At 73.3% G+C, this 25,731-nt stretch carries 29 protein-coding genes; 10 read left to right on the top strand and 19 right to left on the bottom strand.

What is annotated here, in order from left to right; genetic code table 11:
* From MCAG_RS24745 to MCAG_RS24755, 3 genes are all read right to left on the bottom strand, one after another.
* A partial coding sequence (locus MCAG_RS24745) for a helicase-related protein (RefSeq protein ID WP_007075693.1) occupies positions 1-1,362 on the bottom strand: 1,362 nt, incomplete at its 3' end.
* 30 nt (positions 1,363-1,392) lie between these two features.
* Positions 1,393-1,593 carry a DUF397 domain-containing protein gene (locus MCAG_RS24750; protein WP_036375106.1) on the bottom strand — a complete coding sequence of 67 codons (201 nt, stop codon included), beginning with the start codon at positions 1,591-1,593 and terminating at the stop codon, positions 1,393-1,395.
* Between the two features lie 40 nt (positions 1,594-1,633).
* Positions 1,634-2,476 carry a helix-turn-helix transcriptional regulator gene (locus MCAG_RS24755; RefSeq protein WP_007075694.1) on the bottom strand — a complete coding sequence of 281 codons (843 nt, stop codon included), beginning with the start codon at positions 2,474-2,476 and terminating at the stop codon, positions 1,634-1,636.
* A 144-nt stretch (positions 2,477-2,620) separates the two neighbouring features.
* Here MCAG_RS24755 and MCAG_RS24760 point away from each other — a divergent pair, with 144 nt between their 5' ends.
* Both MCAG_RS24760 and MCAG_RS24765 read left to right on the top strand, forming a co-directional pair.
* Positions 2,621-3,247 (top strand): GPP34 family phosphoprotein, encoded by a 627-nt coding sequence (locus MCAG_RS24760; RefSeq protein WP_007075695.1) that lies wholly within the window; start codon positions 2,621-2,623, stop codon positions 3,245-3,247.
* 43 nt (positions 3,248-3,290) lie between these two features.
* Positions 3,291-4,817 (top strand): APC family permease, encoded by a 1,527-nt coding sequence (locus MCAG_RS24765; RefSeq protein WP_007075696.1) that lies wholly within the window; start codon positions 3,291-3,293, stop codon positions 4,815-4,817.
* Positions 4,818-4,988: 171 nt separating this feature from the next.
* Here MCAG_RS24765 and MCAG_RS24770 read toward each other — a convergent pair whose 3' ends face one another.
* A complete protein-coding gene (locus MCAG_RS24770) occupies positions 4,989-5,813 on the bottom strand; it encodes a SigB/SigF/SigG family RNA polymerase sigma factor (RefSeq protein ID WP_036375109.1) in 825 nt (274 codons plus the stop codon).
* Between the two features lie 227 nt (positions 5,814-6,040).
* Complete coding sequence (locus tag MCAG_RS24775) at positions 6,041-7,630, bottom strand: phospholipase D-like domain-containing protein (RefSeq protein ID WP_036375112.1); 1,590 nt, start codon at positions 7,628-7,630, stop codon at positions 6,041-6,043.
* Positions 7,631-7,772: 142 nt separating this feature from the next.
* On the opposite strand from MCAG_RS24775, the gene MCAG_RS35790 reads away from it, so the two are divergent.
* Complete coding sequence (locus MCAG_RS35790; RefSeq protein WP_255348999.1) at positions 7,773-7,901, top strand: hypothetical protein; 129 nt, start codon at positions 7,773-7,775, stop codon at positions 7,899-7,901.
* A gap of 85 nt (positions 7,902-7,986) precedes the next feature.
* Here MCAG_RS35790 and MCAG_RS24780 read toward each other — a convergent pair whose 3' ends face one another.
* The 3 genes from MCAG_RS24780 to MCAG_RS24790 form a co-directional block, all read right to left on the bottom strand.
* On the bottom strand, positions 7,987-8,973 hold the full coding sequence (locus MCAG_RS24780; RefSeq protein ID WP_007075699.1) for a pirin family protein: 987 nt from the start codon (positions 8,971-8,973) through the stop codon (positions 7,987-7,989).
* Positions 8,974-8,984: 11 nt separating this feature from the next.
* A complete protein-coding gene (locus MCAG_RS24785; RefSeq protein WP_036375115.1) occupies positions 8,985-9,464 on the bottom strand; it encodes a MarR family winged helix-turn-helix transcriptional regulator in 480 nt (159 codons plus the stop codon).
* 285 nt (positions 9,465-9,749) lie between these two features.
* The gene (locus MCAG_RS24790; protein ID WP_007075701.1) at positions 9,750-10,337 is read right to left on the bottom strand and encodes a general stress protein; all 588 of its coding nucleotides are present in this window, start codon (positions 10,335-10,337) and stop codon (positions 9,750-9,752) included.
* A 200-nt stretch (positions 10,338-10,537) separates the two neighbouring features.
* On the opposite strand from MCAG_RS24790, the gene MCAG_RS24795 reads away from it, so the two are divergent.
* Together MCAG_RS24795 and MCAG_RS24800 are read left to right on the top strand one after the other, a co-directional pair.
* The gene (locus MCAG_RS24795) at positions 10,538-10,810 is read left to right on the top strand and encodes a hypothetical protein (RefSeq protein WP_007075702.1); all 273 of its coding nucleotides are present in this window, start codon (positions 10,538-10,540) and stop codon (positions 10,808-10,810) included.
* Positions 10,810-11,589 (top strand): glucose 1-dehydrogenase, encoded by a 780-nt coding sequence (locus tag MCAG_RS24800; RefSeq protein WP_007075703.1) that lies wholly within the window; start codon positions 10,810-10,812, stop codon positions 11,587-11,589. Before MCAG_RS24795 ends, MCAG_RS24800 begins: the two co-directional genes overlap by 1 nt.
* A 116-nt stretch (positions 11,590-11,705) precedes the next feature.
* On the opposite strand, the gene MCAG_RS24805 is transcribed toward MCAG_RS24800, so the two are convergent.
* Entirely contained in the window at positions 11,706-13,052 is a 1,347-nt protein-coding gene (locus tag MCAG_RS24805) for a glycoside hydrolase family 6 protein (protein WP_007075704.1), read from the bottom strand.
* Between the two features lie 161 nt (positions 13,053-13,213).
* Between MCAG_RS24805 and MCAG_RS24810 the strand changes: the two genes are divergently transcribed.
* A complete protein-coding gene (locus MCAG_RS24810) occupies positions 13,214-13,714 on the top strand; it encodes a metallophosphoesterase (RefSeq protein ID WP_007075705.1) in 501 nt (166 codons plus the stop codon).
* A 143-nt stretch (positions 13,715-13,857) separates the two neighbouring features.
* Here the strand turns inward: MCAG_RS24810 and MCAG_RS24815 are convergent, their stop codons facing one another.
* The 4 genes from MCAG_RS24815 to MCAG_RS24830 all read right to left on the bottom strand — a co-directional run bounded on the left by MCAG_RS24815 (position 13,858) and on the right by MCAG_RS24830 (position 18,886).
* A complete protein-coding gene (locus tag MCAG_RS24815) occupies positions 13,858-14,439 on the bottom strand; it encodes a helix-turn-helix domain-containing protein (RefSeq protein WP_036375122.1) in 582 nt (193 codons plus the stop codon).
* 141 nt (positions 14,440-14,580) lie between these two features.
* A complete protein-coding gene (locus tag MCAG_RS24820; protein ID WP_036375125.1) occupies positions 14,581-15,858 on the bottom strand; it encodes a sodium:proton antiporter in 1,278 nt (425 codons plus the stop codon).
* Between the two features lie 128 nt (positions 15,859-15,986).
* Positions 15,987-16,664 (bottom strand): HAD family hydrolase, encoded by a 678-nt coding sequence (locus MCAG_RS24825; protein WP_036375128.1) that lies wholly within the window; start codon positions 16,662-16,664, stop codon positions 15,987-15,989.
* 98 nt (positions 16,665-16,762) lie between these two features.
* Positions 16,763-18,886, bottom strand: coding sequence for a SpoIIE family protein phosphatase (locus MCAG_RS24830; protein ID WP_007075708.1), 2,124 nt, complete (start codon positions 18,884-18,886; stop codon positions 16,763-16,765).
* A 211-nt stretch (positions 18,887-19,097) separates the two neighbouring features.
* Here MCAG_RS24830 and MCAG_RS24835 point away from each other — a divergent pair, with 211 nt between their 5' ends.
* Positions 19,098-19,976 (top strand): hypothetical protein, encoded by an 879-nt coding sequence (locus MCAG_RS24835; RefSeq protein WP_007075709.1) that lies wholly within the window; start codon positions 19,098-19,100, stop codon positions 19,974-19,976.
* 113 nt (positions 19,977-20,089) lie between these two features.
* Here the strand turns inward: MCAG_RS24835 and MCAG_RS24840 are convergent, their stop codons facing one another.
* A complete protein-coding gene (locus MCAG_RS24840) occupies positions 20,090-20,464 on the bottom strand; it encodes a DUF6401 family natural product biosynthesis protein (RefSeq protein ID WP_007075710.1) in 375 nt (124 codons plus the stop codon).
* Positions 20,465-20,630: 166 nt separating this feature from the next.
* On the opposite strand from MCAG_RS24840, the gene MCAG_RS24845 reads away from it, so the two are divergent.
* Positions 20,631-21,074 carry a hypothetical protein gene (locus MCAG_RS24845; protein ID WP_007075711.1) on the top strand — a complete coding sequence of 148 codons (444 nt, stop codon included), beginning with the start codon at positions 20,631-20,633 and terminating at the stop codon, positions 21,072-21,074.
* 36 nt (positions 21,075-21,110) lie between these two features.
* On the opposite strand, the gene MCAG_RS24850 is transcribed toward MCAG_RS24845, so the two are convergent.
* Positions 21,111-21,323, bottom strand: a complete 213-nt coding sequence (locus tag MCAG_RS24850; RefSeq protein ID WP_007075713.1) for a hypothetical protein — start codon at positions 21,321-21,323, stop codon at positions 21,111-21,113.
* Between the two features lie 163 nt (positions 21,324-21,486).
* On the opposite strand from MCAG_RS24850, the gene MCAG_RS24855 reads away from it, so the two are divergent.
* Positions 21,487-22,677 carry a sugar MFS transporter gene (locus MCAG_RS24855; RefSeq protein ID WP_198141621.1) on the top strand — a complete coding sequence of 397 codons (1,191 nt, stop codon included), beginning with the start codon at positions 21,487-21,489 and terminating at the stop codon, positions 22,675-22,677.
* Positions 22,678-22,706: 29 nt separating this feature from the next.
* Here MCAG_RS24855 and MCAG_RS24860 read toward each other — a convergent pair whose 3' ends face one another.
* The 4 genes from MCAG_RS24860 to MCAG_RS24875 form a co-directional block, all read right to left on the bottom strand.
* Positions 22,707-22,970: a hypothetical protein gene (locus tag MCAG_RS24860; RefSeq protein ID WP_007075714.1), complete on the bottom strand. Its 264-nt coding sequence runs from the start codon at positions 22,968-22,970 to the stop codon at positions 22,707-22,709.
* Between the two features lie 145 nt (positions 22,971-23,115).
* On the bottom strand, positions 23,116-23,577 hold the full coding sequence (locus MCAG_RS24865) for an SRPBCC family protein (protein ID WP_036375131.1): 462 nt from the start codon (positions 23,575-23,577) through the stop codon (positions 23,116-23,118).
* A gap of 52 nt (positions 23,578-23,629) precedes the next feature.
* Positions 23,630-24,046 (bottom strand): DUF2795 domain-containing protein, encoded by a 417-nt coding sequence (locus tag MCAG_RS24870; RefSeq protein ID WP_007075716.1) that lies wholly within the window; start codon positions 24,044-24,046, stop codon positions 23,630-23,632.
* A 66-nt stretch (positions 24,047-24,112) separates the two neighbouring features.
* Positions 24,113-25,096 carry a YihY/virulence factor BrkB family protein gene (locus MCAG_RS24875; protein ID WP_036377966.1) on the bottom strand — a complete coding sequence of 328 codons (984 nt, stop codon included), beginning with the start codon at positions 25,094-25,096 and terminating at the stop codon, positions 24,113-24,115.
* A gap of 198 nt (positions 25,097-25,294) precedes the next feature.
* Between MCAG_RS24875 and MCAG_RS24880 the strand changes: the two genes are divergently transcribed.
* Positions 25,295-25,699, top strand: coding sequence for a ChaB family protein (locus tag MCAG_RS24880; RefSeq protein WP_007075718.1), 405 nt, complete (start codon positions 25,295-25,297; stop codon positions 25,697-25,699).
* The last annotated feature ends 32 nt before the right edge of the window (positions 25,700-25,731 follow it).

Genomic DNA, 25,731 nt, shown 5'->3' on the forward strand with positions numbered 1-25,731 from the left:
CACCTCGGCGGCCCGGTCCGCGCCGACCACCGGCGCGCCGTCGAGCAGCGCCCGGGCCAGCCGAGGGTGCGCACCGGCCCCCGCGATGGCCCGCCCCCGGGCGGTGATCCGACCGGTGGCGTCCAGCGCGCCGAGAGTGGTCAGGGTGTCCCGGGCGACCGTCATGGCGGCGGCCGGCGGCGGGTCGGGCAGGGCCAGCCCCGTGCCGTCCGGGTTGCCCCAGGCGGCCAACTCCAGGGCGAACCCGGTGAGGTCGGCGGTGGCGATCTCCGGCTCCGGCTGGGCGGCGAGCCGGGCGTGGCTCGCCTCCGACCAACACCGGTACACGTGGCCGGGGGCCTCCCGGCCGGCCCGGCCGGCCCGCTGGGTCGCCGCCGCCCGGGACACCGGCACGGTCACCAGCGTCCCCAGCCCTCTGGACAGGTCCACCCGGGGCACCCGGGCCAGCCCGGCGTCGACCACCACCCGGACCCCGGGCACGGTCAGGCTGCTCTCCGCCACGGCCGTGGCCAGCACCACCCGCCGCCGGCCGGCCGGGCGTAGCGCGGCGTCCTGCTCGGCGGCGCGTAGCCGCCCGTGCAGGGGCAGCAGGTCGACGGTGCCTCGCAGGGCGGCCAGCCGGCCGGTCACGGCGGCGATCTCGCCCACCCCGGGCAGGAAGACCAGCACGTCCCCGTCGCGTTCGGCGAGCGCCCGTCGGACCGTCGCGGCCACGTGGTCCAGCAGCGCCGGGTCGACCCGGCCGGACGCGGTCACGGCGGCCGGCCGGGGCGGCGGGGCCCAGACCCGGGTCACCGGGTGTAGCGCCGCCTCCGCCCGCACCACCGCAGCCGGTGCGCCGTCTGCGCCGAGCAGCGCGGCGAACCGGTCCGTGTCCGGGGTCGCCGACATGGCCAGCAGCCACAGGTCGGGGCGCAGCGCCTCGCGCGCCTGCGCGGTGAACGCCAGCGCCAGATCGGCGTCGAGCTGCCGCTCGTGGCACTCGTCGAGCAGCACCGCGCCGACGCCGGGCAGCTCGGGGTCGCGGTGTAGCCGACGTACCAACAGACCGGTGGTGACCACTTCGACCCGGGTGGCGGCGCCCACCCGGCGTTCGCCGCGTACCGCGTACCCGACCCGGTCGCCAACCCGCTCGCCGAGCAGGGCCGCCATCCGGTGCGCCGCCGCGCGGGCGGCTACCCGGCGTGGCTGGGCGATCACCACCCGGCCGGCGACCGCCCCGGCCACGGCCAGCGGGGCGAGGGTGGTCTTTCCCGTGCCCGGTGGCGCGACCAGGACCGCGCCGCCGGTCGCGCGCAGCGCGTCGAGCAGCGCCGGCAGGGCGGGGCGGACCGGCAGGTCGAGGGATACGTCGGCGAGCACCGTCCTACTGTCGCACCGGGCCGCCGGGCCTCAGCAGGGGCGTACGGCGTCAAGGCCGGCGACGAACGCCCCCCAGGCGGCCGGGGCGAAGGCCAGCGCGGGCCCGCCGCGGTCCTTGGAGTCGCGGACCGCGATCCGACCGTCGGCTGTGGCCACCTCGACGCAGTTGCCGTTGCCGCTGCTGCGGCTGCTGGTCCGCCAGGCCGCCCGGGACAGGTCGAGCGCGGTCATCGCCGTACCTCTCATCTTCTGCTAGCGCGCCGCGATGCGGTCACGCAAAGTTACGAGAAGCGTCCTCCAGGCGGGTCAACGAATCCGCCGGACTGAGCGCCATCCGGCACAGCTTCTCGTGCAACAGGCTATACCCGCACACATGATCGGCTTCCTCCAGAGCCAGTCCCATTGTGAGGTTATCCAGGTAAACCACGGATGCGTCGGCGTCGTCGGAAAAGCCCAGGATGACGTACGGGGTGGTCATCGCGGGGTGCCCGCCGGCCGAGAATGGAAGTACCTGCACCGTAACGTTCGGTAGTTGCGCGACGTGATGGATGTGGGCGAGCTGCTCGGCCATCGCGGCCGGCGCGCCGACCGGCCGCAGCAGCACCGCCTCGTTGAGCACCACCGACAACTCGACCGGGTCCTCCCGGTACAGCACCTCCTGGCGGCGCAGTCGGACGGCTACCTTGCGCTCGATGCGTTCCTCCCCGGCGGTCAGCCGGTAGATCGCCCGGGCGTACGCCTCGGTCTGGAGCAGGCCGGGCACGGCCTCGGCCTCGTACGTGCGCAGCGACGCCGCGTCGGCCTCCAGCCCGACGTAGAACTCGAACCACTCGGGAAGCACCTCGCTGTAGTTCTGCCACCAGCCGCGCTGCTGCGCGCCCCGGGCGATCTCGATCAGCGCCTCGGCGTCGGCCCCGGTGACCTGGTAGAGCGCCAGGGCGGCCCGGACGTCCCGGGGCTTGATCCCGATCTGGGCGTTCTCGATCCGGGAGAGGTTGCTCTTGGACATGTCGAGCTGGCGGGCGGCGACGTCGAGGGTCATCCCTGAAAGTTCGCGCAGGTGGCGCAGCTCGCGGGCGATTCGGCGGCGACGGATGGTCGGGCTGGCGGTCACCCTCCGAGTCTGTCATGCCAAGATCCCCAGGTCGTTCGGATACGGAGTGCAACTGCCGAAAGTGGGAGTTGCATTGCAATCCGCTGACGTGCATCCTTTCACCCGGCGTCGATCAGTTGTGGACAATCCGTTCGGGAGGCTCGTGTGCTCACCGCTGACGAGTTCTATCTGATCGTCCACAACGACAGCCGCGGCAAGCCGAAGCTGCATTCCAGCGCGGCGGGCATCGGCCTGGCGGCGGCCCTGCTCGGCGAGCTGGTCCTGTTCGGACAGCTTACGGTCTCCGCCGGGAACGTGACCGTGGTCGACCGCCGTCCGCCCGCCGACGCCCTGGCCCACACCGTCCTGGACCAGTTGGTCGGCGAGTCCCAGCACCAGTCGGTGCGCACCTGGCTGAGCTTTCTCGGCCAGAGCGCGGCGACCTCGGTGGCGGAGCGGCTGGCCCGCGCCGGCGTGCTGCGGCGGCAGGAGAACCGCCGCCTGCTGCGTACCAGCGTCAGCTACGCCCCGATCGACCTCAACGCGGTGGCCTGGCCGGCGACCCGGTTGCGTGCCCTGCTCGACCGGCCGGAGCCCCCGACCGTGCCCGACGCGCTGCTGCTCGGCCTGGTTTCCGCCGCCGGCCTCACCCGCGAGGTGCTGTGGAGCGCCGGCCCCCGCGCCCACCACCGGCTCAGTGTTCTCATCCCGGCGTTGCCCCCGCCCCTGAAGGAACTCGTCGCGCACACCGAGGCCGCCGTCGGCGCGGCCGTGCTGCGCGGCATGCCCTGACGGCCGCCGGCCCCTCACCCCATTCTCGAACTGGAGCCCTTCGATGCCTCCGACGACGGCAACCGGACGACCGAGCAACGTCTCCGACGCCCTGGCCCGCAGGCGCCGCGGCGTGCCGTCGGTGATCTTCTTCGTGCTGTCCGCGGCGGCGCCGCTGACCGTGGTGGCCGGCGTGGTCACCACCGGGTACGCCGTCACGGGGGTCACCGGCATGCCGCTGGCCTTCCTGGTGGTCGGCGCGGTGCTCGCCCTCTTCTCCGTCGGGTACGTGGCGATGGCCCGCCGGGTGAAGTACGCCGGCTCGTTCTACGCGTACGTCTCGCGGGGGCTGGGCCGGCCGGCCGGCGTCGGCGCGGCGTGGGTCGCCCTGCTGGCGTACAACGCGCTCCAGGTCGGCCTGTACGGCGCGATCGGGGCGGCGGCGACGCCGGTGCTGGAGCGGCTCTTGGGCGTCGCGCCGGCCTGGTGGGTGGTGGCCCTGGTCGCCTGGGCCCTGGTCGCCGTGCTCGGTCTGTTGCGGGTCGACGTCAACGGCATGGTCCTGGCGGTGCTGCTGGTCGCCGAGATCGCGGTGATCCTCGTGTTCGACCTCGGGCAGCTCAGCCACCCGGCCGGCGGCTCGGTCAACCTCGCCGCGTTCTCCCCGGACAGCCTGCTCGTCCCGGGGGCCGGCGCGCTGCTGGTGCTTGCCATGACCGGCTTCGTCGGCTTCGAGTCCTCCGTGGTGTTCAGCGAGGAGAGCAAGGATCCCCGGCGCACGGTTCCGATGGCCACCTACCTGTCGGTGGCGATCATCGCAGGGCTCTACGCCCTGTCGTCGTGGGCGATGACCGTGGCCGTCGGGCCGGAGCGGATCTCCGCGCGGGCCGGCGAGCAGAGCGTCGAGTTGATTTTCAACCTGGCCGCGGCCCACCTCGGCGACACCGCCCTCACCATCGGCCAGGTGCTGTTCATGACCTCGGTGCCGGCGGCGATGATCTCCCTCCACAACACCACCGCCCGGTACGCGTTCGCGCTCGGCCGGGAGCGGGTGCTGCCGGCGGCGTTCGGGCAGACCTCGCCGCGCACCGGGTCGCCCCGGGTCGCCTCGCTCGCGCAGAGCGTTCTCGGCCTCGTGGTGATCGTGCTGTACGCGGTCATCGGCTGGGACCCGGTGCTCCAGCTCTTCTACTACGCCGCCTGCGGCGGCGGGTTCGGCGTGTTGCTGCTGATCGCCACCACGTCGATCGCGGTCATGGCGTACTTCGCCCGGACCCGGGCGCAGGAGAGCCTGTGGCGGCGGCTGATCGCCCCCGGTCTGGCCGCGGTGGCGCTGGTCGCCATCATCACGGTGGCGGTGGACAACTTCGCCATCCTGCTCGGCGTCGCTCCCGACTCCGTGCTGCGCTGGGCCGTCCCCGCGGCGTACCCGGTGGCCGCGCTGGTGGGCGTGCTCTGGGCGTTGGTGTTGCGCCGTAGCCGGCCGGACGTCTACGCCCGCATCGGGCTGGGGGCGGAGAGCGCCACCCTGCTGGCCGCCCAGGACTTCGGCGGTGAGCCGGCGCGGGTGCGTGCGGGGTCGTCGAGGTGAGTGAGGGGCTCGGTTCCGCGCTGCTGCGCCACGACCACGCCTGGCTGGACGACAACGGGGTGCGTCGGGCCAGCGGGCCCGGTTCCGCCCTGGGCCGCGCGAGGGCCCGGCCGGCGCACCGCCGACCGGGCCACGGGACCGGCGGTGGCGCACGCCACCGCCGGTGTGTTCCTAGTACGTGCCGTCGAGCTGACCCCGCAGCTTCGTCAGCGCCCGGGCGAGCAGCCGGGACACGTGCATCTGCGAGACGCCGATCTGGTCGGCGATCTGCGACTGGGTCAGGTTGCCGTAGAAGCGCAGGGTGAGGATCTTCTGCTCGCGCTCGTCGAGCGTGGCGAGCGCCGGGCCGAGGGCGACCCGCAGCTCGGCCAGCTCGAACTCGGTGTCCTCGCCGCCGAGCATGTCGCCCAGCTCGGTGGCCCGGTCGCCGTCGCCGGTCGGGGTGGACAGCGACACCGCGTTGTAGGCGCGGGCGCCCTCCAGACCCTCCAGCACCTCTTCCTCGGTGAGCTTGAGGTGGGCGGCGATGTCGGCGACCGTGGGGGAGCGACCCAGCGTCTGGAGCAGGGTGCTGTTGGCGTCGGAGATCGCGAGACGCAGTTCCTGGAGGCGGCGCGGGACCCGGATGTCCCAGGTGCGGTCCCGGAAGTGCCGCTTGAGCTCGCCGATGATGGTCGGGATGGCGTAGCCGGCGAAGTCGACGCCGCGCGACGGGTCGAACTTGTCGATGGCCTTGATCAGGCCGACGGCGGCGGTCTGCGCGAGGTCGTCGGTCGGCTCGCCCCGGCCGCTGTAGCGGTGGGCGAGGTGGTTGGCCAGTGGCAGCCATGCCTCGATCGCCCGGTCCCGCATCGCGGCGCGCGACGGGTGGTTGGCGGGCAGTGCCGCCATCGCGTTGAGCAAATCGGCTGCGCTGTCGGTGAGCGCACGCGGGTCGAGCTTGGCCGTGGTCGCCGGCGTTGTGATCGTCTGCTCGCTGGTCGTTGGCGCGGTCATGGGTGGTCCTCCCTGCACCTCGTCCGCGGATAAAGACGTGACGCTTCGGTTTAGCTTCAGATGGGCCGTTCGGGACTTACCTTAGCCTGATCGGCTCCCGGAAATCTAGCCGAAAGTACGATGTACTTAAGGTTCTTCCAGCATGTTTTTGCCTCAAAAGGGTCACCGACATGCGAACTAGTGATCGCGATTGCTGGTTCCGGGGCCCGGCGGGAGTGGACCGACGGTCACCAAGTTCCGGACCGGCGCGCCCGCAGCGGCCTGCCGTCGGGGTCGTAGACCAGCCGGTACGCCGGCAGCGCCCAGGCCCGGGTGTACCAGGGCAGCCGCTCGGGGCGGTGCGGGCGCAGCCGGCCCGGCGGGCGCGGGCCGACCCGCCCCGAGTCGTGCCAGCGCTGCAACGCGTCGGCAGCCGACGTGATCGCCCGGACCGCCGAGGCCGGGTCGAGCAGATCGTCGTCCTGACCGCCGCCCGGATCCCGATCCAGGTGCTCCCGCCACAACCGCAGCCGCAGGTCCCGGGCGAAGCGGCGGGCCCCGTCGCCCAGCCCGGCCGGGTCCTGCGGGGCGCGGGAGTCCCGGGTCTCGTCGAGCACGGCGCAGGACAGCTCGCTGTCGTGGGTCCACGAGCGGCGGTTGAAGTTGTCACTGCCGACGCTGGCCCACACGTCGTCGACCACGCAGACCTTGGCGTGCACGTACACCGGGTCGCCCGCGTGGTTCTCCAGGTCGAAGACGTGCACCCGGTCGGGCGCGGCCTTGTCGCACAGCGCCAGCGCCTGCTCCCGCCCGACCAGGTTCGGCGGCAGCGCGAACCGGCCGTCGACGTCGGGATGACGAGGGACCACGGCCACCAGGTGCAGCTCCGGGTTGGCGCGCAGCGCGCGGGCGAACAGGTCGGCGACCTCGGTCGACCAGAGGTACTGGTCCTCCAGGTAGATCAGCCGGCGGGCCCGCCGTACCGCCTTGGTGTAGCCGCGTGCCACCGTCCGCTCGCCGTCGGGGGCGAAGGAGTAGCGCGGGCGCACGGCCGGGTAGGTGCGCAGCACCTGGATCTGGTGCGGGCCGCACGGCGGCGGGTCGGCCGGCTGGTCGGGCAGCGGATCCGGGCGCAGGTCCGCCCTGCGCAGCCGGTCCCGCAGGTACGCCAGGGGGTTCTCCGAGTCCAGCGGCATCGGGTCGGTCCATCGCTCCCGGAACGTGGTGTCCAGCGCGCCGACCACCGGCCCGCGCAGCGCGAGCTGCGCGTCGTGCCAGGGCGGGTGGTCGCCGTACCGGGGCGACATCAGCACGGCCTGCCGGTCGCCGTGGTGCGCGGTGTCGTCGCGGCGGCTGTGGCACAGGTCGATTCCGCCCGCGAAGGCGATGTCGCGCTGCGGGGCGTCCGGGTGGCGCAGCACGACGAGCTTCTGGTGGTGCGAGCCGCCCCGGCGGACCCGCTGGTCGAGCAGCACCTCGCCACCGGCCGCGCAGACTGTCTCGCTCAGGCTGCGGTTCTCCGCCTCGCTGAACGCCAGGGCGTCGAGGTGGGAGCGCCACAGCAGACCCTTGACCACCACGCCGCGCTGGGCGGCCTGGCTGAACAACTGGGCGACAGTGGGGCCGCCGGGGCGCATCAGCTCGTCCGGGTCGCCGCGCCAGTCGGTGAAGAAGAGGTGGTCGCCGGCCCGCAGCGCCTCCACCTCGCTGACCAGCCGGTCAAAGTACGCCGCGCCGTGAATCAGCGGCTCGGCGAGGTTTCCGGTCGTCCAGACGGGTATCCGTGAGACCGGGTTGGCGCGTTCGGCCGCGGTGAGGAACCAGTCCCGCATCGGCACGCTCCAGCCTCCCGAGGTCGACAACGTCCTCACCGTAGGACCCCCGCGCCGGGTCCGCATGCCGACCGGTACCCCCGGTGGGCTGCCCGACGATCGGCGCGGAGCCGCCCGACAGCGAAGCGAACACCGAGGAGGCCGCACGATGCCCGCCGAGCCACACGATGTCATGACCGAGCACCGCGAACAGCCGGTGGAGGGCGAGCGGGGCGCGCTGGTCGCCGTGTTGGTGATGGTGCTGCTGGGGGTGGCGGGAATCTTCGCGCTCTCCTGAGCCCGTGTCTCGAGCACGGGGCTTCTTCGCGTACGCCGAGGGGCGCCACCGGGGTGCCACCCGGTGACGCCCGGTCCGGCGTCGGTCAGGGGCGGTCGCCCTGCCCGGCGGAGTGCGGCAGCCGCTCGACCGGGATCACCCCGAGCCGGCCGGCCTGAAAGTCCTCGAACGCCTGGATCAGCTCGTCCCGGGTGTTCATCACGAACGGCCCGTGGTGGGCCACGGGCTCCCGGATCGGCTGCCCGCCCATGACGTAGAGCTCCAGGGTGGGGCTGTTCGAGTCCTGCGTCCCGTTGGCGGTGACCCGCAGCGCGTCGCCCGGACCGTGGACGGCGAGCTGGCCGGTGTGGAACCGCCGGCGGTCGGTGCCGACCGTGCCGCGCCCCGCGAGCACGTAGACCAAGGCGTTGAAGTCGGCCCGCCAGGGCAGGCTCAACTCGGCCCCGGGCTGCACGGTCACGTGGGCGATGGTGATCGGGGTGTGGGTCGAGCCCGGCCCCCGGTGCCCGGCGATCTCGCCGGTGACGACCCGGATCAGCGCCCCGCCGTCCGGCGTGGTGAGCAGCGCCGACTCCTTGCCGCGGATGTCCTGGTATCGCGGCGGCTTCATCTTCGCGACCCTGGGCAGGTTGACCCAGAGCTGGAGGCCGTGGAACAGGCCGCCGCTGACCACCACGTGCTCCGGCGGGGCCTCGATGTGCAGCAACCCGCTGCCGGCGGTCATCCACTGGGTGTCGCCGTCGGTGATCGTGCCGCCGCCGCCGAGCGTGTCCTGGTGATCCATGATCCCGTCGATCATGTAGGTGACCGTCTCGAAGCCCCGGTGCGGGTGCCACGGGGTGCCCTTCGGCTCGCCCGGGGCGTAGTCGACCTCGCCCATCTGGTCGAGGTGGATGAACGGATCCAGCTCGTGCATCGGCACCCCGGCGAAGGCCCGGCGGACCGGGAAGCCCTCGCCCTCGTACCCGCTGGGGGCGGTGCTTAGTCTGCGGACCGGGCGGTAGCGGGTGGACTCGTCGAGCCGGGGCAGGCGGGGCAGGACGAGAACGTCGTCGACCGTGATGGCGGGCATCTCGAACTCCTTTACTCGCTGGGGGTGGCCGAGGCGTCGCGGTCGGCGCGCAGCCGCCGGCCGAGGCGTTCGAAGACCCGGGTCAGGCAGGCGACCTCGGTGTCGTCGAGGTCGTCCATCAAATGGGTGCGCACGGAGCGCAGGTGGTGCGGCGCGGCTTCGCGCAGCGCCAGCAGCCCGGCGGCGGTGAGCACCGCCTCGCTGCCGCGCCGGTCGACCGGGCAGGCTTCCCTGGCGACCAGGCCGCGCTTCTGCATCGTGGTGATCTGGTACGTCAGCCGGCTGGGCGAGAAGACCAGCCGGCTGGCCAGCTCGCCCATGCGAAGCCGCTGGCCCGGCGCCTCGGAGAGCAGCACGAGCACGTGGTAGTCGGCGAAGGTCAGCTCGCTGTCGGCCCGCAGGTCGTCCTCAAGCTGGGTGAACAGCCGCTGGCTCGACTCGATGTAGGCCCGCCAGCAGGCCATCCGCTGCCGATCCAGACTCTCCGACATGCCGCAACAGTAGCACTCTTTCAAATTTTGACTACTGCTGCCGCTGCGGTTGGCAGACATCACACGGAGATTGATGGACGAGTCCATTCGGATTTGAACAGCCGGCCCGGAATCGCCCGACGGGACCGGACGGGGGCAGGGGGCGTCATGTGGCCGACCTGGCCGAATCCCGGCGGCCGGATACCACCAGGTCGCGGACGCCGCCGGTGGGCGTCCACCCCCCGACGGACGGCGGACGGCCCAGGGGAGTCCCCGGGGCCGCCCGTTGGGCAGTCAGGTCACCGCTCAGCGGGCGGTCGCGCCCGTCGGCGTCAGGTGCATCCGGTTCAGTAGCTGCTGGGCCTGGTCGGCCAGGTCGGCATCGACGGTGACCGCGTACTGGGCGGCGCGCAGCGTGCTCGCCGAGGTGAAGTCCCGCTGGCCCCCGGTCATCGCGTGCGCCACCGCGCCGAACACGGCACCCCAGATCGCGCCGATCACCAGCCCGACCAGGATCACCGCGAGCCAGCTACCAGCGGTGAAGATCCCGAACAGCAGGCCGATGAACAGACCGAACCAGGCACCCGTGCCCGCGCCGAGCAGGGCCGCCCGGCCCGTGGTCAGCCGGCCGAGCACCGTCTCGACGAGAGTGAGGTTCGTCCCCACGATCGCGGTGCGTTCCACCGGGAACCGGTTGTCGGCCAGGTAGTCCACCACCCGTTGCGCGGACGGATAGTCCGGGTACGAACCGATCGTCACGGTCGGCGGCCCCGCCTGCGGGCCGTTGCCGTCGCCACTGGGCGCGGCGGGCCGGCCCGCCGGGCCGGACGGGAGGTTGCTCGCGCCCGGCATGCCGGGTTGCCAGGCCGCAGTCGAGGTCGAGGGTCTGGTCATGGTGTCCTCCTTCGTCGACCACCCGCGTTCCCCCGGCCGGCGGGCGGTAACGTCGTCGCCGGAGCGAATGCTGCTCGCCGACGCCGGGTAGGCACCGCCGTGGACAGCGGACGGATCGGCGAACACGGCTTCCTGCGGGGCGGCCCGGCTGCGGCTGCGCGGCGACGTGCCGGTGACCTGCGGCGAGGGCGAGGAAGCTGGTGCGGCGCAGCGCGCTGGTCGTGCAGGGCATGACGTACCAGCCCAGCGGCGCGATCGTCGCGGCGGCGACCACCTCGCTGCCCGAAGCGCTGGGCGGGGACCGCAACTTCGACTACCGCTTCGTCGGCAACTTCCCGCAGGCGTTCTCGCGCATCGGCCTGATCAACGCCGCCGGGCGGCTCACCGAGGCCGAGCAGCAGCCACACGCACGCGCGGACCGCCCGCGCCAGACCGTGCCGACCGGCACGGGACGACCGGAGGGAGCACGCTGATGACCGGACGGCTCGACGGAAGGACCGCCCTGATCACCGGCTCGGACTCGGGCATCGGGCAGGCCACGGCCATCGAGTTCGCCCGCGAGGGCGCCGACGTGGTGGTGCACTACCTGCACGACCGGCAGGGGGCCGAGAGCACCCGGGAACGGGTCGAGCAGGCCGGCCGGCGGGCGGTGGTGGTGCGCTGCGACATCAGCGACGAGCAGGACGTCGAGGCGATGTTCGACGCGGCCATCGCCGAGTTCGGCACCCTCGACGTGCTGATGAACGACGCCGGGGTGGACGCCTCCGGCATCCCCGTGGCGGACCTGGACACCGAGACGTGGGACCGGGCGATCCGGATCAACGTCTACGGGGCGTTCTTCTGCTCGCGGCGGTTCGTGCGACACCGCCGCGACCAGGGCGGCCACGGGAAGATCATCAACATCACGTCGATCCACCAGGAGGTGGCCCGCGCCGGGGGCTCCGACTACGACGCCAGCAAGGGCGCGCTGCTGGAGTTCGCAAAGAGCCTCGCGCTGGAGGTGGCGCCGATGCACCTCAACGTCAACAACATCGGGCCCGGGATGGTGCTCACCCCGTTCAACCAGAAGGCCATCGACGACCCGGCCTACCTGGAGGAGCAGGTGCAGAGCATCCCGTGGAAGCGGGCCGCCGAGCCGGAGGAGATCGCCCGGCTCGCCGTCTTCCTGGCCAGCGACGACGCCGACTACGTGACCGGGTCGACGTACTTCATGGACGGCGGGCTGATGCAGAACCAGGGCCAGGGCGCCTGACCGGCGTCGCCCGGCCGACGGGCCCCGACCGCCGCGCGGCGGCACGGCGGTCGGGGCGTCATCGTGGTCGGGGTGTCATCCCGGTCGCGGGTCGTCGCGGTCGGGGTGTCGTCGCCTCAGTTGCAGCGTGAGCCGTTGAGGGTGAACCCGACGGCGGTGGGCAGCGAGGCTCCGGAGAAGGTGCCCTGGAACCCGACGCTGAGCGTGCCGCCGGCCGGCAGGTTGCCGTTCCAGGCGGCGTTGCGGACGAGGAACACGTCGCCGTTCTGGCTCCACTCGCCGTTCCAGCCGCTGGTCAGCCGCACCCCGGAACCGGAGCCGAAGCCGAAGCTCAGCGACCACCCGTTGAGTGCGCTGCCACCGTTGGTCACCCGCAGTTCGGCGGTGAACCCACCGGACCACGTGTTCGGGGTGAAGGTGACCTTGCAGGCGCCGTTCGGCGGGGTCGTCGGCGGCGCGGTGGTCGGGGGAGCGGTGGTCGGGGGAGCGGTGGTCGGCGGAGCCGTGGTGGGTGGGGCGGTGGTCGGGACCGGGCCGGCGGCGATTGCCAGGTCGTACGCCCGCTGCGGGACGAACTGGCCGGCCGGGGCGATGCAGCCGTCGGCCTCACCGGGCAGCTTCACCCACAGGTACGCGGCGATCGCCGAGTCGCCGGTGGCGGTGGTGCTCGGCGTGCCGATCGCCCGCCCCGGCGGGTCGCACCACTCGGAGCCGAGCGGGCCGTTGCCGTTGCGGCTGGTGTCGATCACGGCCTTCAGGCGGGACACGCCGGTGGCGGCGATGACCTGCTTGGCGTACGACACCGACTCGGCGGTGGTGCGGTAGTTCGACACGTTCAGCGAGATGCCGTCGGCGCTGTTGGCGATGTCCGCGCCGTTGAGCCGGGACGCGATCTCGGCGGGGGCCAGCCACGCCGAGTTCCCCGCGTCGAAGTAGACCTTCGCCTGCGCCGAGCCCGACTTGAGCTTCTTGCCGGCGTACGCCATCGACGCCCGGGTCTCGGCCTGCTGGCTGGCGTTCTGGCAGTTCGTCATGATCGGCAGGACGTCGGGCTCCAGCACGATCGTGGCGGGCCGCCCGGCCAGGCCGGCGGCGACCTGGTCCACCCACTGCCGGTAGGCGGTGTGGCTGGGCGCGCCGCCGCCGCTGGCGCCGCTACAGTCCCGGTTCGGGATGTTGTAGACCACCATGATCGGGACCTTCCCCGCCGCGGCGGCGGCGCCGACGAACTGGTCCACCTCCGACCGTACGGTGGAGGTGTTGGTGGTGGTGAACCAGCGACCCTGCGGCACGGCCGCGATCCGGTCCCGGATCACGGCTGCCCGCCAGTCGCCGGGGTTGGCGGCGACCCAGCGGGCAGCGCTGGCCTGAGGGTCGACGTAGAACGCGGAGTCGGCGGCGGAGGCCGGCGTGCCGCCGAGGATGCTGACCGCGACGGCGGCGGTGAGTGCGCTGGCAGCCACGGCTGTGAGCGCAGGTCTGCTTCTCATTGACGTCGTCCTCCATTATTGATGAGTATGCGTGGAAGCGCTCCCATGCTTTCTCGACAAGGTACGCGTCCATTACCGGCATGTGAAGACCCTGTGACGCCATCTTCCGGTTCGTGAAGAGAGACAATGGCGGCATGCGCCTGGTGATCACGGCCGACACCCATGTGCCGAAACGGGCCCGCGACCTGCCCGAGCCGCTCTGGGCGGAGATCGACGCCGCCGACGTGGTGCTGCACGCCGGGGACTGGGTGGACGTCGCGCTCCTCGATGCGATGCGGGACCGGGCGCGCCGGCTCGTCGGGGTGTACGGCAACAATGACGGCCCCGACCTGCGGGCCCGGCTGCCCGAGGTGGCCCGCGTCGAGCTAGCCGGCCTGCGGGTCGCGGTGGTGCACGAAACCGGCCCGAGCGCTCGCCGCGAGCAGCGCTGCGCCGCCGCGTACGGCGATTGCGACCTGCTCGTCTTCGGCCACTCGCACATCCCGTGGGACACCGTCGCCCCCGGCGGGCTGCGCCTGCTCAACCCCGGCTCCCCGACCGACCGGCGGCGTCAACCGCACGCCACCTACCTGACGGCGCGGGTGGCGTCGGGGCGACTCGACCGCGTCGAGCTGCATCGCCTCCCCCCGCCCTGACCGCCGGTGCCGGCTACCGACGCCGGCGCACCGCCCCGCATCACGCTGGCAGCTCGCCGGCTCCGGCTGCTGCCCCGGCTCGGCGGCTCCGGTTCACTGCCCCGGGCCCGGCGGGCTCCGGTTCTATCCCGCCGGCGGTCGGTTCACTCCCTCGGGCGGGCACGCAGGTGGGCGCGCTCGCCCTGGGTGCCGAACAGGCTGAGGAACTCGACCGGCTCGGGGTCGGCGGCGCCGAACCAGTGCGGCACGCGGGTGTCGAACTCGGCCGCCTCGCCGGGGGAGAGGATCATGTCCCGCTCGCCGAGCACCATCCGCAGCCGGCCGTTGAGCACGTAGAGCCACTCGTAGCCCTCGTGGGTCTGCCGGTCGGGCTCCCGGCGACCGCTGCCAGCCGGGATCACCAGCTTGTACGCCTGGATGCCGCCGGCCCGGCGGGTCAGCGGCAGCATGATCATGCCGTGCCGGGTGACCGGGCGAAGATGGATGCGCGGATCGCCGGTGGGCGGGGCGCCGACCAGGTCGTCGAGCGTCACCCCGTGCGCCCGGGCCAGCGGGAGCAACTGCTCCAGGGTCGGCCGACGGGTGCCGGACTCCAGCCGCGACAGGGTGCTCACCGAGATGCCGGTCGCCGCCGACAACTCGGCAAGCGTCGTCTCGCGCTGCCGGCGCAGCGCCCGCAGCCGGGGCCCGACGTCGGCGAGCGCCCGATCCAGGTCGTCGGTCATGCGACGAGCTTGCCAGACCGGCTCATCTGACGCGCTTGCCAGATTGGCAAGGCCGTCGCTCATCCCCACGAGCCCGGCCCGGCCCGCTGGCCGCAAGCCTGCCGGGGCGCCGTGCAGGTCCGCGGGCGGGCCTTTTGTTCGTTATTCCGGGGCCGCAAGTGCGAGATCGCGGGAGTGGCGGGCGGTGCGTTCGCCCTTGCGGTCGAGTAGCTGCATGACCGGGGTGGCGGCCACGCCGTGTGCCACCACCGACACGATCACCACCAGGCCGACCGTGGCCCAGAGCAGTGCGGACTGCGGGAAGTCGGCCTTCGTCGTCGCGTACGCCACGTAGTAGAACGAGCCGACGCCCCGGATGCCGAACAGCGAGATCACCCAGTGCTCCGCCGGCCGACCCGGCGCGCCGCGCAGCGACAGCCAGCCGACCAGCGGCCGGACCACGAAGACCAGCGCCAACCCGACCAGTGCCGCCGGCCAGGTCAGCGGGGCGAGCAGTCCGCCGACCACCGCGCCGCCGAACAGCAGCAGCAACAGGACGGTCAGCAGCCGCTCGACCTGCTCGGCGAAGTCGTGCAGCACCGAGTGGAACTCGTGGGTGCGCTCCGCCGACCGGATCGCCCGGGCCGCCACGAACACGGCCAGGAAGCCGTAACCGCCCACCACCTCGACCAGCCCGTACGCCAGGAAGGTCGCGGCCAGCGCCAGGAACCCCTCGGCGTGCCGGGCCAGCCGCAGCTCGCTGGGCGCGCGGAAGAACAGCTTGCCGAGCAGCCAGCCGACCAGCAGCCCGCCGCCGATGCCGACGGCCAGCCTGTACAGCACGTCGACGGTGAACCAGTCGGCGAACCACTCGCGCGGGGCGAGGCCGGCGGCGGCGATCGCGATGGCCGCGTATACGAAGGGGAAGGCCAGAGCGTCGTTGAGGCCGGCCTCGCTGGTCAGCGCGAACCGCACCTCGTCCTCGGAGTCCTCCACGTCGGTCGGCTCGCCGACCTGCACGTCGGAGGCGAGCACCGGGTCGGTCGGGGCGAGCGCCGCGCCGAGCAGCAGCGCGGCGGCCGGCACCAGCCCCGCCCACCACCAGCCCAGCAGCGCCACCGCCGCGATGCACAGCGGCATCGCGATCGCCAGCAGCCGCCAGGTGGACGACCACCGGGCCCAGCTCAGCGGCCGGTCGATCTTCAGCCCGGCGCCCATCAGCGCGACGATCACGCCGATCTCGGTGAGGTGGGTGGCGACCTGGGGATACTCCAGCGGGTCGGGGTTGGGCAGCCCGGTCGGAAGGACGAAGATCAGCATGCCCAGGCCGAGGAACGCGATCGGCATCGACAGGGGGCGGCGTTCCAACACCCGGGGGAGGATTCCGGCCAGCAGGGCACTCAACCCCACCACCGCGAACGAGACGTCTACGGGCTCCACGACACCACTCCTCCACCCCACCCGCGAGGTGTGGGTGAGTGGTGACGGACCTTGCCCCGTCGGCGGTCGCCGTATGCGTACTGCTCGCAACCGATGCGCCCGCGTCGCGGGTTGTGCACGGCCGGCGGTCAGCCCAGCGCCGCGACCGGGGAGTCCGCCAGGGCGCCCAGCAGAGCCGCCGGGTCGTCGTAGACGGCCACCGCACCCGCCCCGGCCAACTCGCCCCGGCTGGTGCCGCCACAGGTCAGCCCCACGCACGGGATGTCCAGCTTGCCGGCGGCGGCGACGTCCCAGACCGAGTCCCCGACGAAGACCACCCGGGACGCGTTCAGGCCGGACTGCTCCAGCGCGGCGACCAGGATGTCCGGCGCGGGCTTGCTCTGGTCGGCGTCGGCCGCGCAGGTGACCGACGCGATCACGTCGTCGGCGTCCAGCGCCCGGCGCAGCGCCCCCACCTCGTGCGCGGAGGCCGAGGTGGCGAGCACCACCCGCAGCCCCCGTCCGGCGCAGGCGCGCAGCAGGTCGGCGGCGCGCGGCAGCGGGGTCAGCCGCTCCCAGTACTCGCCGTACAGACTGCTGTGGGCGTCGCGCAGCCTTCCGTCGGCGCTGCGGTCCCGTTCCGGGCCGAGCAGGTGGCCCAGGATCTTGTCGGAGCCCATCCCGATGGCGCGGTGGATGGTCGCCATCGGCACCGGCTGGTCGGCCTGGCGCAGCGCCTCCCACCAGCTCACCGTGTGCAGATAGGTGGTGTCGACCAGGGTGCCGTCGACGTCGAAGAGGACGCCGCAGGAATTCTCGGTGGTCATGTGTGCCCTCCTACCCGGTCGGCGACGCGGCGAAGCGCGGCTGATCGACGGGTTCGCCTGCCACCCGGCCGCGATCGTGCCACCCGGTCGGGATCGTGCTACCCGGTCGGGATGAGGATCTCGAACCAGACGGTCGAGCCGCGCACCGTCGGGTCGGTACCCCAGGCGTCACTGAGCTGCTCGATCAGGCCGAGGCCCCGGCCCCGGCTGCTCAACGTGTCGGTCCGGGCCCGGGTCACGGTGCCCCGGGTGCCGGAGTCGGCGACCGACACCAGCAACCGCTCCGGGCTGAGGTCGATCTCGACGCGGGCGGCGGTGCCGGCGTGCAGCAGCGCGTTGGTCGTCAGCTCACTGGTGCACAGCACCGCGGCCCCGACCACGCCCTCGGGCACCCCCCAGTCGGTGAGCTGGGCGGTCATCCAGTGCCGTACCCGGCTCGGCGCGGTCGGCTCCGCCGGCACCTCCACGCTCGCCGAGCGGCTGGGAATCAGCGCGTGTTCCACCGCCAGCACCGCGACGTCGTCCTCCGTGGGGCCGGCGACGGCCGCCATCGCCACCGCGCACAGCGCCCGGGGGTCGCCGCTGGCCGCGTCGGCCACGGCCCCGGCGAGGCTGTCCAGCCCGGCGGCGAGGCTCTGCCGCCGCCGCTCGATCACGCCGTCGCTGAACAGCAGCAGGGTGTCCCCGGGGGCGAAGCGGACGGTGGTGGTGCGCGGGTCGCAGCCCAGCCCGAGCGGAGCGCCCGGCAGCACGTCCAGGTACTCCGCCACCGGCTCGCCGTCCGGCCCGCCCCGGCGCACCAGCGGCGCGGGATGCCCGGCGGTGGCCAGGGTGAGCCGTTCCCGCTGTGCGTCGACCACCCCGAAGACCACGGTCACGAACAGCTCCTGGCTGCCGGTCTCGGCCCCGAGGCTGCCCACCAGGCGGTCCAGCCCGGCGAGCACGGCGTCGGGACGCGGATCGGTCAGCGCCAGCGCACGCAGCGCCGCCCGGACCTGACCCATCCGGGCCGCCGCCTGCACGTCGTGCCCCGCGACGTCGCCGAGGACGACGCCCAGCTCGCCACTGGGCAGCAGGAACGCGTCGTAGAAGTCCCCGCCGGCGGCGTTGCCGTCGACACCGGCGTCGTACCGGGCGGCGATCCGCAGCCGGGGCAAGTCCGGCAGGTGCTCCGGCAGCATGCTGCGCTGGAGAAGCTGGGCGGTGCCGTGCTGGGTCTCGAACCGGCGGGCGCGCTCGGCGGCTTGGCCGATCAGCTCGGCTGAGGCGGCCAGCAGGGCCCGATCTGCGGCCGACCAGGGCCGGACCGCGTGGTACCCGACGGTGAGTCCGCCCCGTAGGGCCGATGTCCGCAGCGGCTGGGCGGCCAGCGCCCGGACCTTCTGGTCGTGCCGGTCCACCGCGACGTCGCGCAGCGGCTGGCCGTCGGAGACGATCTGGGCGACCCCGCTGCGCGCGGCGACGATCAGCGGGCCGGTGGACTCGGCCGGCGAGCGCCGCCACAGCGGGGGAAGCCGCTCGTCGGCCTCGTCCAGCAGCTCGCCGCGTACCCGCCGCACCGTGCGCCACCCGGCGCCGTCGTCCACCCCGAAGGTGACCCGGTCGGCGTCGAACGCGGTGAGCAGGTAGCGCAGTGCGACCCGGGCCACGTCGTCCAGGGTGAGGGTGCCCGCCAGGGCGGCGGCCACGTCGCCGAGGCTCTGCAACTGCTCGGTGACCTGGCTGGTCTCGGCGGCCACGATCAGCACCCCGACGATCTGCCCCGCGCTGTCCCGTACGGGGGAGTGGCCCCGGGTGAACACCGGCTGCGCGCGGGCGTCGGGGTGGGGCTGGTCGAACGGGAGTACGGCCTCCCGCTCCAGGGAGGACTCGCCCTGCCGGTAGGCCCGGTCGAACGCGTCGCCGACGCCCGGCTCGTCCCACACGTCGGCGAACACCTCGGCCGCCGGCCGGCCCACCGCGCCCGGGTGGCGGTCACCGATCAGCGTCGCGTACGCCTCGTTGTAGAGCAGCAGGAGGTCGTCGCCGAAGGCGAGCGCCATCGGCACCGGCGAGGCGAGGATCAGCTCGATCGCCCCGCGTGCCGCCGGATCCCAGCGCTGGATCGGGCCGAGCGCCGTCGTGGCCCAGGAGTGGCCGAGAACGACGCCGGCGGAGTCGGAGGCGGACGCCCCTGCGGCGGGCGTTGCTGGCGTGGGGACTCGCCCGACCGTGCCTGGCATGTCCGCAGCCTAGCTGGAGCGCCCGCCCCACGGCCCGATCGCGGGGCCGCCCGGCGTCCGACGGTCCCGCAGGGCCGGCGGCAGGTGCCTGTCAGCGCAGGTCAGGGCGGTTCTGGAGGCAGATGTCGGAAAAATCGGTGCGCGTCGCGCGGCGTGCGCCGGGACGAGGCGGGTATGCGCGCGCCGAAGTCCATGCGACAGGAGGGACACCATGCAGAAAACCCTCGCGGTCGGGCAGGTAGACATCGGTAACGCCCTGACCGATATGTGGAGGTCGGTGCTGCTCTTCGTCCCGAGGGCGATCGCGTTCATCGTGATCCTCGTGGTGGGGTGGCTCATCGCCAAAGCGGTCCTCAAGATCGTGGACGCGGCACTGGAGCGGGTGGGGTTCGACCGCGCGGTCGAACGGGGTGGGATCCGGCGCGCGCTGGAACGCACCAAGTACGACGCCAGCGACATCCTGGCGAAGCTGGCGTACTACGCCGTGCTGCTGTTCACCCTGCAGTTCGCCTTCGGGGTGTGGGGGCCGAACGCGATCAGCGACCTGATCCGGGGGGTGGTCTCGTGGCTGCCCCGGGCGTTCATCGCGATCGTCATCGTGGTGGTGGCCGCCGCGATCGCCAACGCGGTGCGGGACCTGGTCACCGGCTTCCTGGGCGGCCTGTCCTACGGCCGGGTGCTGGCCGACCTGACGGCGGTCTTCATTCTGGCGCTCGGCGTCATCGCCGCGCTCAACCAGGTGGGCATCGCCACGACCGTCACCACGCCGGTGCTGATCGCGGTGCTCGCCACGGTGGCCGGCATCCTGATCGTCGGCGTCGGCGGTGGCCTGGTACGGCCGATGCAGAACCGCTGGGAGGGTTGGCTCGACCGGGCCGCCGCGGAGTCCCGGGCGCTGCGGGAGCACCGCCAGGCGGAGACCGCCGGCCGGGGCGACGTCGAGCGGCGGATGGCCGACCGGGCGGGTGCCGAGCGTGTCCGGGCCATGCCCGAGGGGTCGATGACCGGCGCGCGCGGCGGGCAGGGGACGTACCGCTCCGGCAACATGCCGGGCGACGAGACCCAGCAGTTCGGCCGCCCGGGTAGCTGACCGGGGGAGCACGAGGGGGAGGGGGCCCGCGCGGGCTCCCTCCGTCGTGCGGGTCGCCCACGCCCACTGCGTTTCCGTCGGTGGGTGTGTGTCAGAGAGGCCGTGCGGTTTGGTCAGGGAGCCGGCGGCGCGGCCGGGCGGGCGCCCAGGGAACGGGCCAGGGCACAGACCGCGAGCAGGCGGGTGAGCAGCCAGTCGGATGCCGACCAGTCCGCCGAGCGGGTGGGCGCCTGCCAGCCGTGCTCCCGTGCCGCGTCCCGTACGCCCTCGGCGTACCCGGCGAGCGCGGCTGCGGTCAGCGGGCGGCGGTCGCCGCCGAGGCTGTCCCGGACGGCGGCGGCGTGCTGGTCGATCTCGGCGAGCAGGCCGGGGCGGGTGGCGGCGGCGGCGAGCCCGGCGGTGCCGATCGACACCGCCAGGACGGCCAGGGCGGCGCTGGCGGAGTCCACGGCGGAGTTGCTCGGAACCTGGTTCGACGACGCGCGCATGAGGACCGAGGCTAATCGGCCGGTACCCGTGCTCGCCTCGGCCGCTCGGCCGGTCCCGCCTCCCCCACCCATCGGTCGGCACCCGAGCCGGGAGGATTGATCCGGCCGGCGAGGGGCAGAAGGGAGAACGGGTCGACACCGGCGCGTCCGGCACGGGGAGGAACGCATGGGACAGCAGGACGAACCCGACGAGCGGCACCGCCGCCCCGCCGGGGTGAGCGATGCCACCGTCGAGGCGCTGGGCAGGCTCAGCGAGGCGCTGGAAACCGTCGAGCGGGTACGCGGGCACCTGTACTCGCTGCACCAGCTCCTCGGCCACGCCGACCTGATGCTCGACGACGTCGTCGAGAGGTTCCGCGCGGCCGGCCACGACGCGATCGCCGACCGGATCGCCACCGACCTGCTCGGTCGCAACGTGATCGCCGGCCGGTGGACCTTCCAGGTCGTCGAGGACTTCGACGACGGGTACTACGCCCTGTTCCGGGACCTCGACCGGCAGGCCCGCGACGAGCTGGCCGGCGGCCGGCGGCACCTGTACGAGGCGGAGATGAAGGAGCGGCGGCGTACCCGGGGTCGCCCGGGACACGAGGCACGCCCGGTCGGCGGCTGACGCGACCGACGGCCGGACGGTTGGCTCCCGACCGAGCTAGTCGGAGGAGCGGGCGTTCGCCGGGCGACGCCGGGAGGCGTCGTCGGCGATGATCACCGTGGCGACCATCAGGGCGACGCAGAGGCTGAACAGCCACGAGTCGTCGGTGGCGAACTTGGCGGCGACCGGTGCCTGGACAGCGGCGAGGAGGAAGCCGAGCCAGGCGAGACGACGCTGACGGACGGTGAGGAAGCCGGAGCCCTGTCGCATTCGGAAAGTCTTGCGCGGCGCGCCCGGATCGCCGTCACCCGATCGGACGATTCTGGATGACCTGTCCGGTTTCCTGGCTGTACGTACCGTACTTATTGGCCCTTCGGGGGATGCGAGCGAAGTAGATGGTCGTTCACGGGCCGGTGAGGCAGGATGGTCGATCGTGTCCACCCCCGCGCCGCCCCGCCCCGCCCTGCTCCTGCTCGCCTACCTCGCCTTCGTCAGCCTCGGACTGCCCGACGGGCTGCTCGGCGTCGGCTGGCCGTCCATGCGGGCGGACTTCGACGTGCCCACCGAGGCCGTCGGCCTGATGCTGACCGCCGGGACCATCGGTTACCTCACCGCCAGCGTGCTGGGCGGCTTCTCCCTGGCCCGGCTCGGCGTCGGCCGGCTCCTGGCCGGCAGCACCCTGCTGGCCAGCTTCGCGCTGACCGGCTACGCCGCCAGCCCCGGGCTTGCCGTCACGACCGCCTGCGCGCTGCTGCTCGGGCTTGGCTCGGGGGCCATCGACTCCGGGCTCAACGCGTACGCGGCCGGCGCGTTCGGCTCCCGCCACATGAACTGGATGCACGCGTTCTTCGGCCTCGGCGTGGCCATCGGCCCGCTGATCATGACGCTGGTGCTCAGCGCCGGCCTCGCCTGGCGCTGGGGGTACGGCATGGTCGCCGCCGCACAGCTCGCCCTCGGCCTGGCCTTCGCCCTCACCGTGCGGGCCTGGGCCGACCGACCCGCGCCGGGGGCGACCCCCACCGGCCCGGCCCCGCCGACGACCACCGACCCCGTGCGGGTACGCGAGACGCTGCTCCTGCCTGCCGTCTGGCTGGGTGCCCTCGCCTTCGCGGTGTACGTCGCGATCGAGATCGCCGCCGGCCTGTGGGCGTTCCTGCTGCTCACCGAGGGACGAGGGCTGGCCGCCGGAGCGGCCGGCGTTTGTGTCTCCGGGTACTGGGGGAGCCTGTTCCTGGGGCGGGTGGTGCAGGGCTTCGTCGCCGAGCGCCTCGGCACCGGGCGGGTGCTGCGCGGCAGCCTGCTCGGCATGGTCGCCGGCGCGGTGCTGATCGCCCTGCCCGCGCCGGCCTGGGTGGCGGTGGCCGGCCTGCTGGTGCTGGGCTTCGCCGCGGCGCCGGTGTTCCCACTGCTCACCCTCAACACCGCCGACCGGGTGGGCGCCGCGCACGCCGACCGGGCCATCGGGCTCCAGATCGCGACGGCCGGGCTGGGCGGCGCGCTGGTGCCCACCGGCATCGGCGTGTTGGTCGCGAACACCTCGATCGAGGCGCTCGGACCGGCGCTGGTGGTCCTCGCGGTGGCCCTGACCGTCGTGCACGCCGTTGCCTCGCCGCGGCGGCCCTGACCCCGTCCGCTCCCGGTTCGCCAGCCCCGTCACATGGTGTCGGGGCCGGTCCGTCCCGTGGTCGACGGCCGGTACGCCCGCTCCGCGTCGGTGCGCTCGCGCTCCCGGCCGGTCGGCGACGCGCCCCGGTCCACCGCCTCCGGGCCGTGCCCGAACGCCGCCTCCTCGCCGGCGTCGTTGCCGGTCACGTCGTCGGCCTGCCCGTCGAGGGTCGACCGGGCCAGCGCCCGGTCCAGTTCCTCCAGGGGAAGCCGCTCCTCGTCGCGCCACACGTGGCGGTCGTTGTCCGTCATGCCCTTCGCGGTACCCGGGCCCGGTGGGCGCAAACGGGTCGGCGAGCGCAACGGGGCGGGTGTACCCGTACCCCTGCGGATGCCCCGGGCACGACCATGGCCGCCGGATGCCGGCGGCCATGGTCAGCTCGTGCCCGGGGGAAGATCAGGGCTGGGGGCGGTCGACGCTGCCGCGCCAGGCGCCGGTCTCCTGACCGCGCCGCTCGATGAACTGCTTGAACCGTTCCAGGTCGCCCTTGGCCCGGCGGTCGACGACACCGAGCTTGTCGCCGGCCTTCTCCACGATGCCGTGCGGCTCGAACTCCAACTGCAGGGTCACCCGGGTGTTCGCCTCGTCGAGGCGGTGAAAGGTCACCACGCCGGCCTGCTGGGTGCCGCCGGTGGAGCGCCAGGCCACCCGCTCGTCGGGCAACTGCTCGGTGATCTCGGCGTCGAACTCGCGCTTCACCCCGGCGATCTCCACCGTCCAGTGGGTCTTCGTGTCGGTGAGCTGCCGAACCTCCTGCACCCCCTCCATGAAGTGGGGGAACTCCTCGAACTGCGTCCACTGGTCGTACGCGGTCCGGATCGGGACGGACACTTCCACGTGCTCGGTGACGCCACTCATCAGCAATCCTCCTCAGTACGTCGGTGCGGGGTGGAACCGTGGGCCGATCCACTCACCAACGCGTCGTCTCGTTCTTGTGCCCGAGCGCGGCCCACACCTCGGAAACCGTCTGGTAACGGGTGCCCGGCGGTAGGCCCTCTAGGGCGGTGACCAGGTCGTCCGGTGCGTCGTTGTCGCGCGCGTTGGCGACGAGCGTCTCCCGGTCGCCGGGCAGGGCGGTCATCGTGATGAAGCGCCCGAGCCGGCTGCGCTGCTCCACGTCGACGGAGCTCATCCCCTTCGGGGCGCCGGTGCGCAGCTCGCCCGCCGGGGCCGTGGTGGCTTCCGGCTGGTCCTCGCCGGCCGGCTCGGGCTGGCGGAACTCGTCCACCCGCGAGCCACCGGTGCCGGGGCCCTGGACCAGGCCGCTGACCTCCTGGCTCATCTGCTCGTCGACCCTAGGACTGTGCTTGCTGCTGCCACGTTCCATGCCTTCTGCGCTACCCGAGCCGGCCGCCGGTAAACCGCGACGCGTGCCCGATTTGGGCGCGCCGGGTCACGAATGGGCGGGGCTGCGCGCCGGCAGCACCGGCTCCTCCGGGTCCGGCTCGCCGGCCTGCAACGCCCGGCCCCGTTGCAGCTCGGCGTTGATCTGCACGCCGAGCATCAGCGCCGAGTTGGACAGGTACAGCCAGACCAGGAACGCGATCACCGCGCCGAGGCTGCCGTACGTCACGTCGTACGAGCCGAAGTTCGCCACGTACAGGCCGAAACCGAAGGAGGCCAGCGCCCAGGACACCAGGGCGACCGCGCCGCCCGGGGTGAGCCAGCGGAACCGGGGCTGGCGCACGTTCGGGGCGATCCAGAACAGCAGCGACAGCAGCACCATCATCACCATGGCCAGCACCGGCCACTTCGCCACGCCCCACACCGTCCGGGCCAGCCCGCCCGCGCCCACCAGTTCGCCCACCGCGTCGGTGACCGGGCCGCTGACGATCAGCCCGGTGGCCACCACGGCCAGCAGCACCAGCGTCACGGCGGCCAGGCCGATCTGCAACGGGCGCAGCTTCCACACCGGCCGGCCCTCCTGCACGCCGTAGATGGCGTTGGAGGCCCGGGTGAACGCGCCGATGAACCCCGACGCCGACCAGAGCGCGCCGAGCAGGCCGAAGCTGAGCAGCGCCTTCGTGCCGCTCTGCTGGTCGACCACGCCCCGCACCGCGCTGACGAACCCGTCGTTGCCGACCACCGACCCGGCGCCGACCTCCCGGGCCAGGTCGATCACGGTGTCCACCGTCCGCTCGCCGTCGGAGACCAGACCGACCAGGGCGACCACCACGATCGCCGAGGGGAACAGCGCGAGCACCCCGTAGTAGGTGAGCGCGGCGGCCCAGTCCGCGCAGTTGTCCTTGACGAAGTTCCGGCCGCTGCGCAGCAGCACCCCCCGCCAGGTGGGCCAGCTGAGCTGGCGGACCCGCCGGGGCAGCCGCGCCCGGCCGCCGTCGGGGGTCGTCGTGCCCGGTTCCGTCGTCGCTGCCATGACCGCCCCCTGCGCCCCGGGCGGCCGGGTGACCGGCACCCGGCGCTCGCCTGGCCCTGCCCGTACCCCCTGACGGAAATTGACAAACCCGACACCGGGGCGGGCCGGTGCCGCCGTCGTCGGAGCGTCCTGGCCAGTTTGCCCGTGCGACCCCGGGGAACGGTCAATGGGGAAGCAGTCGACGCGGAGGAGGACGACATGCCCGGGCGCGAGGTACTGCCCAGCACGCTGCGACGCTCTCCGGAGAAGGCGCAGCGCACCTGGGAGAAGACGCACGACTCGGCGGTGCAGACGTACGGCGAGGGGGAGCGGGCGCACCGCACCGCGTTCGCCGCCGTGAAGCACGAGTTCGAGAAGGTGGGCGACCACTGGGAGCCCAAGGGTCGCAAAGGGCCCAGCGACCGCCAGGCGGCCGGCGGCGGACCCGCGCGGCGTGCGCCGACGGCGGGCGGCGTCGACGCCAACGCCACCAAGGACCACCTGATGACGGTGGCCCGCAAGCTGGACGTCCCCGGCCGTTCCCGGATGACGAAGCCGGAACTCGTCAAGGCCATCGAGAAGGCGAACAACAACGCCACCCGCCGGGCGCGCGGGGGCCGCTGACCGGCCACCACCACGGCGGGATCCCGGGACGC

Origin of the sequence: Micromonospora sp. ATCC 39149 (assembly GCF_000158815.1) — a bacterium.
Taxonomy (GTDB): Bacteria; Actinomycetota; Actinomycetes; order Mycobacteriales; family Micromonosporaceae; genus Micromonospora.

Excerpts from the sequence above, each read along its gene's own strand:
- MCAG_RS24830 (WP_007075708.1), bottom strand. The coding sequence starts at position 18,886 with ATGCCAGGCACGGTCGGGCGAGTCCCCACGCCAGCAACGCCCGCCGCA.
- MCAG_RS24800 (WP_007075703.1), top strand. The coding sequence starts at position 10,810 with ATGACCGGACGGCTCGACGGAAGGACCGCCCTGATCACCGGCTCGGAC.
- MCAG_RS24770 (WP_036375109.1), bottom strand. The coding sequence starts at position 5,813 with ATGACCGCGCCAACGACCAGCGAGCAGACGATCACAACGCCGGCGACC.
- MCAG_RS24765 (WP_007075696.1), top strand. The coding sequence starts at position 3,291 with ATGCCTCCGACGACGGCAACCGGACGACCGAGCAACGTCTCCGACGCC.
- MCAG_RS35790 (WP_255348999.1), top strand. The coding sequence starts at position 7,773 with ATGCCCGCCGAGCCACACGATGTCATGACCGAGCACCGCGAACAGCCG.
- MCAG_RS24785 (WP_036375115.1), bottom strand. The coding sequence starts at position 9,464 with ATGTCGGAGAGTCTGGATCGGCAGCGGATGGCCTGCTGGCGGGCCTAC.
- MCAG_RS24840 (WP_007075710.1), bottom strand. The coding sequence starts at position 20,464 with ATGCGCGCGTCGTCGAACCAGGTTCCGAGCAACTCCGCCGTGGACTCC.
- MCAG_RS24875 (WP_036377966.1), bottom strand. The coding sequence starts at position 25,096 with ATGGCAGCGACGACGGAACCGGGCACGACGACCCCCGACGGCGGCCGG.
- MCAG_RS24850 (WP_007075713.1), bottom strand. The coding sequence starts at position 21,323 with ATGCGACAGGGCTCCGGCTTCCTCACCGTCCGTCAGCGTCGTCTCGCC.
- MCAG_RS24810 (WP_007075705.1), top strand. The coding sequence starts at position 13,214 with ATGCGCCTGGTGATCACGGCCGACACCCATGTGCCGAAACGGGCCCGC.
- MCAG_RS24815 (WP_036375122.1), bottom strand. The coding sequence starts at position 14,439 with ATGACCGACGACCTGGATCGGGCGCTCGCCGACGTCGGGCCCCGGCTG.
- MCAG_RS24825 (WP_036375128.1), bottom strand. The coding sequence starts at position 16,664 with ATGACCACCGAGAATTCCTGCGGCGTCCTCTTCGACGTCGACGGCACC.
- MCAG_RS24880 (WP_007075718.1), top strand. The coding sequence starts at position 25,295 with ATGCCCGGGCGCGAGGTACTGCCCAGCACGCTGCGACGCTCTCCGGAG.
- MCAG_RS24865 (WP_036375131.1), bottom strand. The coding sequence starts at position 23,577 with ATGAGTGGCGTCACCGAGCACGTGGAAGTGTCCGTCCCGATCCGGACC.
- MCAG_RS24835 (WP_007075709.1), top strand. The coding sequence starts at position 19,098 with ATGCAGAAAACCCTCGCGGTCGGGCAGGTAGACATCGGTAACGCCCTG.
- MCAG_RS24870 (WP_007075716.1), bottom strand. The coding sequence starts at position 24,046 with ATGGAACGTGGCAGCAGCAAGCACAGTCCTAGGGTCGACGAGCAGATG.
- MCAG_RS24790 (WP_007075701.1), bottom strand. The coding sequence starts at position 10,337 with ATGACCAGACCCTCGACCTCGACTGCGGCCTGGCAACCCGGCATGCCG.
- MCAG_RS24750 (WP_036375106.1), bottom strand. The coding sequence starts at position 1,593 with ATGACCGCGCTCGACCTGTCCCGGGCGGCCTGGCGGACCAGCAGCCGC.
- MCAG_RS24860 (WP_007075714.1), bottom strand. The coding sequence starts at position 22,970 with ATGACGGACAACGACCGCCACGTGTGGCGCGACGAGGAGCGGCTTCCC.
- MCAG_RS24780 (WP_007075699.1), bottom strand. The coding sequence starts at position 8,973 with ATGCCCGCCATCACGGTCGACGACGTTCTCGTCCTGCCCCGCCTGCCC.
- MCAG_RS24845 (WP_007075711.1), top strand. The coding sequence starts at position 20,631 with ATGGGACAGCAGGACGAACCCGACGAGCGGCACCGCCGCCCCGCCGGG.